The sequence below is a fragment of the Legionella sp. genome (assembly GCF_049790535.1).
GTDB lineage: Bacteria > Pseudomonadota > Gammaproteobacteria > Legionellales > Legionellaceae > Legionella.
Genome location: NZ_JBAQZB010000101.1, coordinates 21747 through 28354, shown reverse-complemented (window position 1 = coordinate 28354; position 6608 = coordinate 21747). Strand labels below are relative to the sequence as shown.

The window sequence follows — 6608 nt, the reverse complement described above, 5'->3', positions numbered from 1 at the left end:
TAGATGTCACAGAAAATACTGTTAATAATAAAGCAATTCTCCATTATTTTGATGTCATAGCGCCCCCAACTTTTATATTTTTTGATTTAAAAGGCCAACAACTTAATCACTTAACCTTAGTGGGTGAACAATCTACGGATGAGTTTTTAACAACCCTAAATAAAGTAAAACAGAATTGACATGTGTTCTAGGCAACGTTCCTGAAGTTTTTTTGAACACTATTTAATCTTGGATTGAGCACATATTTTTAATTTCACCTCGATCTGCCCCCTCTCCCGCGCTAGGAGCTTTAATTGTATGATGATGCTTTTCGCGGGAGAGAGTTGGGGAGAGGAAATGGAAAAATCTGTGCTAAGACAACGAGCTCAAGACTTAAGGAAATGCTGAGAGGCATCTATGGTACTATCTTCGAGCGAGTAGACTTGGATTTAAATTCAAGAGACAAGTATCAATAGGCCGACTGATTATCGAGCTTGATGGTAGCCAACACAAGTCATTATGACTGCTCTACTTTAAAGCTAATAGTATACTCACAAACATCACTCCAATATAGATACTTTTCAGTTACCGTAGTCTGGCGGAAAGTCTCGCCATGCAGCACCAGTATGAAGCATCCAACATATTACCTCCATAAATAACCGATCATCTTTACCATGACGGCCTTTACGTTTCAGAAACAATTTTTCTAAACGAGTCCACATCTCATCATCAATGACCATCCGTGACATTCCCTTTCCCCAACCCTCTCTCATGAAAAGCATCATCATACTATCAAAACTCCTAGCGCAGGAGAGGGGACAGATCGAGGTGAAATTAAAAATATGTGCTCAATTCAAAATTAAATAGCGTAAAAAAAACTCCAAGTATGTTGCCTAATATCAAAGCCTGATTTTTAGTTCCCGCGCCATAAATGCTTTGGCTATAACTTATTGAAAACTTACATTAACCCTGTCGACAATATCACTCAAGAAAGGTTATAATTCGTTCACTTTTTTCACAGTTAGAGTTTTATGAATCATAAAGTTGGTTTTGTTAGCTTAGGTTGTCCTAAAGCTTTAGTTGATTCGGAGCGAATCATCACGCAACTACGTGCTCAAGGATATGAGTTGGTTTCCAGTTATCACGAAGCAGGCGTAGTCGTTATCAATACCTGCGGTTTTATTGATAGCGCAGTAAAAGAATCATTGGATACAATTAAAGAAGCAATGGCTGAGAATGGGCGCGTTATTGTAACCGGATGCCTAGGTGCCAAAACTAAGATCATTAAAGAAGCATGCCCTGATGTATTGCACATTAGTGGCGCCCATGCTTATGAAGAAGTGGTTAATGCGGTTCATGAGCATCTCCCTCCCCCCGCTGATCCCTTCATGCAATTGCTCCCTCCTCAAGGAATTAAACTGACACCTCGTCATTATGCTTATTTAAAAATATCTGAAGGGTGTAATCAAAAATGTACTTTTTGCATTATTCCCACTATGCGAGGCAAATTGCAAAGTTATCCTTTGGTTCAAATTTTATCCGAAGCTAAAAAATTAAAAGAAGCTGGGGTTAACGAGATTCTCGTTATTTCACAAGATACTAGTGCTTATGGAGTAGATACACGATATCAACCCGTAAGCTGGCAAGGAAAAACCATTAATACTCGCTTTTATGATTTATGTGCGCAATTAGGTGAATTAGGCATTTGGGTACGTCTGCACTATGTTTACCCTTATCCCCATGTGGATGAAATTATTCCTTTGATGCGGGACGGTCTCATTCTTCCTTATTTAGATATCCCCTTACAACATGCCAGTTCACGAGTGCTCAAAGCGATGAAACGTCCTGCGAGCAGTGAAAATACCTTAATGCGTATCGCTGCATGGCGCGAAGTTTGTCCAGAGATTACCTTACGTTCTACGTTTATCGTGGGCTTTCCTGGAGAAACTGAAGAAGAATTTAAGGAACTCCTTAACTTTTTAACAGAAGCACAATTAGATCGAGTCGGTTGTTTTAAATACTCTCCTGTGTCAGGCGCCAAAGCAAATGATTTGGCAAATCCTATACCTGAAGAAGTTAAAGAAGAACGTTACCATCGTTTCATGCAATTACAAGCAGAAATCAGTCGTACCAAACTTCAATGCAAAATAGGCACTACACAAACGGTATTGATTGATGAAATCACGCCCGACCAAATCATCGCTCGCAGTAAAAGTGATGCTCCTGAGATTGATGGTGTGGTTATTCTACCTCCTACTCCAGGAATTAAAATCGGATCATTTGCAGATGTTAAAATTATTCAGAGTGATGATTATGATTTATTTGCTGAATTAGTGTAAATAGGTCAGGAGAGATGTCAAAATCTTGTTAAAAAACCGCATTTGGTGGGTGGGGCTAACCTGTTATGAATTAGTCGAGTAACTTATTCATTGTAAGCTTTCCAGTATAGCTTGAGCTTGCTATTATTCACTTTCAATTAATGCAATTAATAAAGAGCTATTGATGACAAATTTTAAAATAGGCGACGAAGTATGGATTATAAGTTTTGAAGTCGAAAATGATTTTTATTTATTATCCAGACAAATAATTACTGAACTTTTAGAAGATCAGGTTGAATGTGAAGATGAATTTAACACCTTTCATGTTTCTTACGATGACGTGTACCACACAAAGTCTGAAGCACTAGACGTCATCATAGAGAAATTACAGCATTTGCGTGAAGACTTGATCTAAGATCTAGGAGCTATTATTCGTTGGCTAGCGTGAACGAACGAATAACAGATATTATTCTATATTTACCTTTAATTGGACTTCGATGTTGCCTCGCACCGCATTAGAATAGGGGCAAACATGATGCGCTTTATTTACTAGTTCTTCAGCATCTTTTTGGCTTAAACCATCAATTTTGGCATTTAATACAACCCCAAGCTTAAAGCCTTTTTCAGGTGTAGGATATAAAGAAACTTCCGAAGTCATTGAGACATCCTTCAAGCTAATTCTTTCCATTTGCGCAACATAGCGAATGGCACTTTCAAAACAAGCAGCGTATCCCGCGGCAAATAATTGTTCAGGATTATTTCCGCCGCCATTTCCACCAAGCTCTTTAGGCATGGCTAAATCTAATTTTAAAAGACCATCTGTTGTTTCCACATGACCATTTCGGCCACCATGTGTATGAGCTGTTGCAGTGTATAGTGCTTTCATTTTTTTATATCCTTATAAATTAAACCAGATTCCACAATTACAAATGTTTGCTGCTTTTTTCAGGTGAAACAAAGTTAATATCAAAAGGTAGTTATGATTTGAAGATTTGTCAAATAGACTTCCTAGACACATTTCACTTTGAGACGACTTGCTAGACTTCTCATCTAAGAATGAAGAGCAAGAACGTCGATACTCACTATCAAAGTGCAAGTGAACCTATACCATCAAGTGATGGCACTTTAGGATATTCTTGTGTTAGAGAACAGTTATTTTCTGCAATATTGAGGATAAAAAAAACCATATCTCTTTTGCTTTAATTTAAATATTAGTTCTTCTGATTGGGAAAATCCTACAATTGTTCATGATCTCACTTCAAGAAATATTGGCTTAAAGGTACTCACTGGTTATGGTACGTACTATTTAGTACCAGCTTCATCAATAGGCAATTTGTGGCAATTCGGCCTGATGATTCAGCCCAAAATTAAAACAAAATTTTGAAATAAGATATAATCAAGATATAATAAAGGCATACTGAATAAAAAATGCAATTTGACTATGTTAATCCCTTTAAGTGAACCAAGCAATTTTCGCTACATTCGCATTAATCCTACAACCAATCGCGTTCACCTTCTGGTTCCTTTTATTGCCGGCCTTGATATCAGTACAGATAACACGTGTAAATCAGAAATTGAGTTAAAGACATTTTTTGAAAGTGCTGCTTTCAATGAGTTAGAATCCTATAAAAACACACTTGAATTTCATATTTCCTTACTAGAAAAAGGTGATGCCCACTACCTTGCCAAAAAAGAACGCTTGGATCAAATCAACATATACCTTAAAGCGGTTATTGGTATGAGAAATAGCTATAAAAGTGTTGTGAACACCTTTCTCGAAAAACCCTCTAATTTATACAGTATTCAACTAAGACCACGAACGCAAGATCCTTATTCCAGAGTAGTGAATCCAGTTTTTACGATAAATCGACGCAATGATAGCCGAGCTATGCCACTATCTCCCTTGTATAATAAAATGTATGAGGTTTTCCCTGGGCTTATATTGGGAAAATCCGACCCCCGTGAACAACTTATTACTACTATATTAAGTACCTTGACTCCAAATACATCTTTTGAAAACATCCAAAACGTGTTAGCCGCTCAATATCATGTGCCCGAAGATTTTTTTAAAAAGAGACTTGATGAACGTCACCAAGAGCAAGTGGTCGATAGAGCCTATGTCGATAGATTAATGGGATTTGATGAAAATACAACCCCTAGAGTATATATCAAAACTCTGTTAGGGCTTTGTGCGCCGAACTTACAAAGTACGCTACAAGGCTCACCCTTTTATTTTGAATCCTCAGCTAATCCATCTGAAAAAACCGAGCGTTTATCAATTTTAACGCAATTTTACTTAGGCGTTTTAAATGTCTACTGTCGAGCTAAAGGCATCAGTGATAAAAATTTGGGAGTGATTTTGGATAGCTCACTTGTTTTAAGTCACGCACTTGTGGAGATTGTGGCGCAAGCACTCAGTCGCGGCGAGGAGGTGGAGCCGACGCTTGTTGCATTTTTCAATATGCATAAGAAGGCATTTAACTTGACTCGTGATTTAACGATTCGTGATAAAGACGCTATTCAGCAAAAATTTGAAACCACCTATCGCACTGTCACCGCTACGAAAGAAAATCCATACATGGATGATTTCATGCTCTTGGATACGGAAGCGCATGGCGAAAACGATATTTTTGTAACTAGCAAAGGTTTAATTTGTACAGATTTTTCGAATATTGCTCCAAAAACAAGCCTAAACCAACCCTATTTTGCTGAGATTCGTAATGAGGCGCGCACTCATCGCGAAATGGTCACACCTCAAGATGAATCGATGATTACGGTGGATATCACACCCGAAGCACTTATTAATAAATTGGATGATGTACAATGGGAAAAACTTCCTAAAGAAGTCATCAATGCCTGTCGCGCTTCACCTGTGTTTAAAGTCCGCAATCTTTTGGATGATGTAGCAAAAGGCAAACAAGATGAAGCAAACGCTATTTTACAATCATCCGACGACATGCAAATTTTACTCAGAACTCCTGGTAAGTTTACTGATTACTCAGGCCGAACCTTTCATTGTACTGCTTATGAATATGCTTATTGGGCTAAAGATAAGCACATGTGTCGCGGGTTAGAAAGCCACATGGATGATGAAACTAAAACGATATTGTTAGAAAAAATTGACCAGATAGAATGTTCAGGGCTTCTATATCAACAACATGGGGACTCTTTTCAAAATCCACATTATGACATGAGTTTTGTTTTGAAGAATTTAAGTCTCGATGAATTTCATCAATTACAAACGATGGCGGGTCAAAACAGTGCAAAAATACAGCAAGCCACCGCTGACAATTATCAAATGATACCGTTTACAGCAACGGAATATGAAGCGCTTAGAAAAGTATTAGAACACCACAGGCCAAAGGGTTTTTTCTCTTTCTTTTATCCGTTTCATGCAAAAGCAAAGGCTATCAGTGAAAAATTACAGTTTGATTTTCATTCATTGATTACAGCACTTGATACTTATGTGACTAACTATGATAAATGGAGTCACCACGAGTGGGAAATAGCCTTGATGTCTGTTGGAAAGGCTCAACGAGAAGTGCCGGCGCACATTGCTCATGAGTATTGCAGGCCAGACCGGTCGTTTGACCCCGTACCTTCATTTAATGAAAAAACCCTGCCTAGAAAACTTACTTTTAATGATCAGATTATAAAATCCTGGTTCCCTCTGTCGTCTTCTTCATCTTATGGCCTCGGTTTTAATTTCGCAGTATTGCGCGAGAGTAGGGATCATGGGGCTATGATTGTGGCGAACGCTCCGTGGCCGGTGAGGACAGAACATGGGATCAGGATGATGATGACACCGGCGGCGAAATGGCTGCTGATCCTTGATTTGGCGGCAATCCGCCATCTTGATGAAGTGAGGATCGCCGATCTTACGCAGTTGCGTGAAAATCTAAGTCGGCCTGCAAATCAATTCAGGGTAAAAGATGAAGGGATAATTAAGCCAAGAGTTGCGATACAAAAAAATTTCGAATCTGCAAGAATTTCGGAGCTAAAAAAAGCTTTAGAAACGTACATTACACGTATTGAAAAACATCAAACTCAAAATAAACAACCTGATTTTAAATATGGCTTGATGTTTTTTAGAGACTCGCGCGCCAAGAATAGAAAAGCCAATTATAATTTGACAAAAGAACTGCTTGTGCAATTAGGTAAAGAAGAAAAATCAATTCCAGTTATATTTGGGAAAGCAAATATAGAAAATCTAAGGAAAGAGGAAAAATTTCACCTTTCAAAAACCGCCATTTTTTCGACCAGTGAGTTAAGTTCTATTATAAAAGCTGCTAGGGGTTAATTCCATATAGT

The 6608-nt window shown here is 38.1% G+C and carries 5 protein-coding genes and 1 pseudogene; 4 read left to right on the top strand and 2 right to left on the bottom strand.

Features of this window, described 5'->3' with window-relative positions; genetic code table 11:
• Window positions 1–433 precede the first annotated feature (433 nt).
• A pseudogene (locus WA877_RS06125) lies at window positions 434–502 on the top strand (hypothetical protein); the annotation flags it as partial.
• 58 nt (window positions 503–560) lie between these two features.
• Here WA877_RS06125 and WA877_RS06120 read toward each other — a convergent pair.
• Entirely contained in the window at window positions 561–767 is a 207-nt protein-coding gene (locus WA877_RS06120) for a transposase (RefSeq protein ID WP_425170040.1), read from the bottom strand.
• Window positions 768–1010: 243 nt separating this feature from the next.
• Here WA877_RS06120 and rimO point away from each other — a divergent pair, with 243 nt between their 5' ends.
• Both rimO and WA877_RS06110 read left to right on the top strand, forming a co-directional pair.
• Window positions 1011–2318 carry a 30S ribosomal protein S12 methylthiotransferase RimO gene (gene rimO / locus WA877_RS06115; RefSeq protein WP_425170039.1) on the top strand — a complete coding sequence of 436 codons (1308 nt, stop codon included), beginning with the start codon at window positions 1011–1013 and terminating at the stop codon, window positions 2316–2318.
• 163 nt (window positions 2319–2481) lie between these two features.
• Window positions 2482–2712, top strand: a complete 231-nt coding sequence (locus WA877_RS06110; protein WP_425170045.1) for a hypothetical protein — start codon at window positions 2482–2484, stop codon at window positions 2710–2712.
• A 51-nt stretch (window positions 2713–2763) separates the two neighbouring features.
• On the opposite strand, the gene WA877_RS06105 is transcribed toward WA877_RS06110, so the two are convergent.
• On the bottom strand, window positions 2764–3183 hold the full coding sequence (locus tag WA877_RS06105; RefSeq protein ID WP_425170038.1) for an organic hydroperoxide resistance protein: 420 nt from the start codon (window positions 3181–3183) through the stop codon (window positions 2764–2766).
• Between the two features lie 555 nt (window positions 3184–3738).
• Here WA877_RS06105 and WA877_RS06100 point away from each other — a divergent pair.
• On the top strand, window positions 3739–6597 hold the full coding sequence (locus WA877_RS06100; RefSeq protein WP_425170037.1) for a hypothetical protein: 2859 nt from the start codon (window positions 3739–3741) through the stop codon (window positions 6595–6597).
• Window positions 6598–6608: the final 11 nt, after the last annotated feature.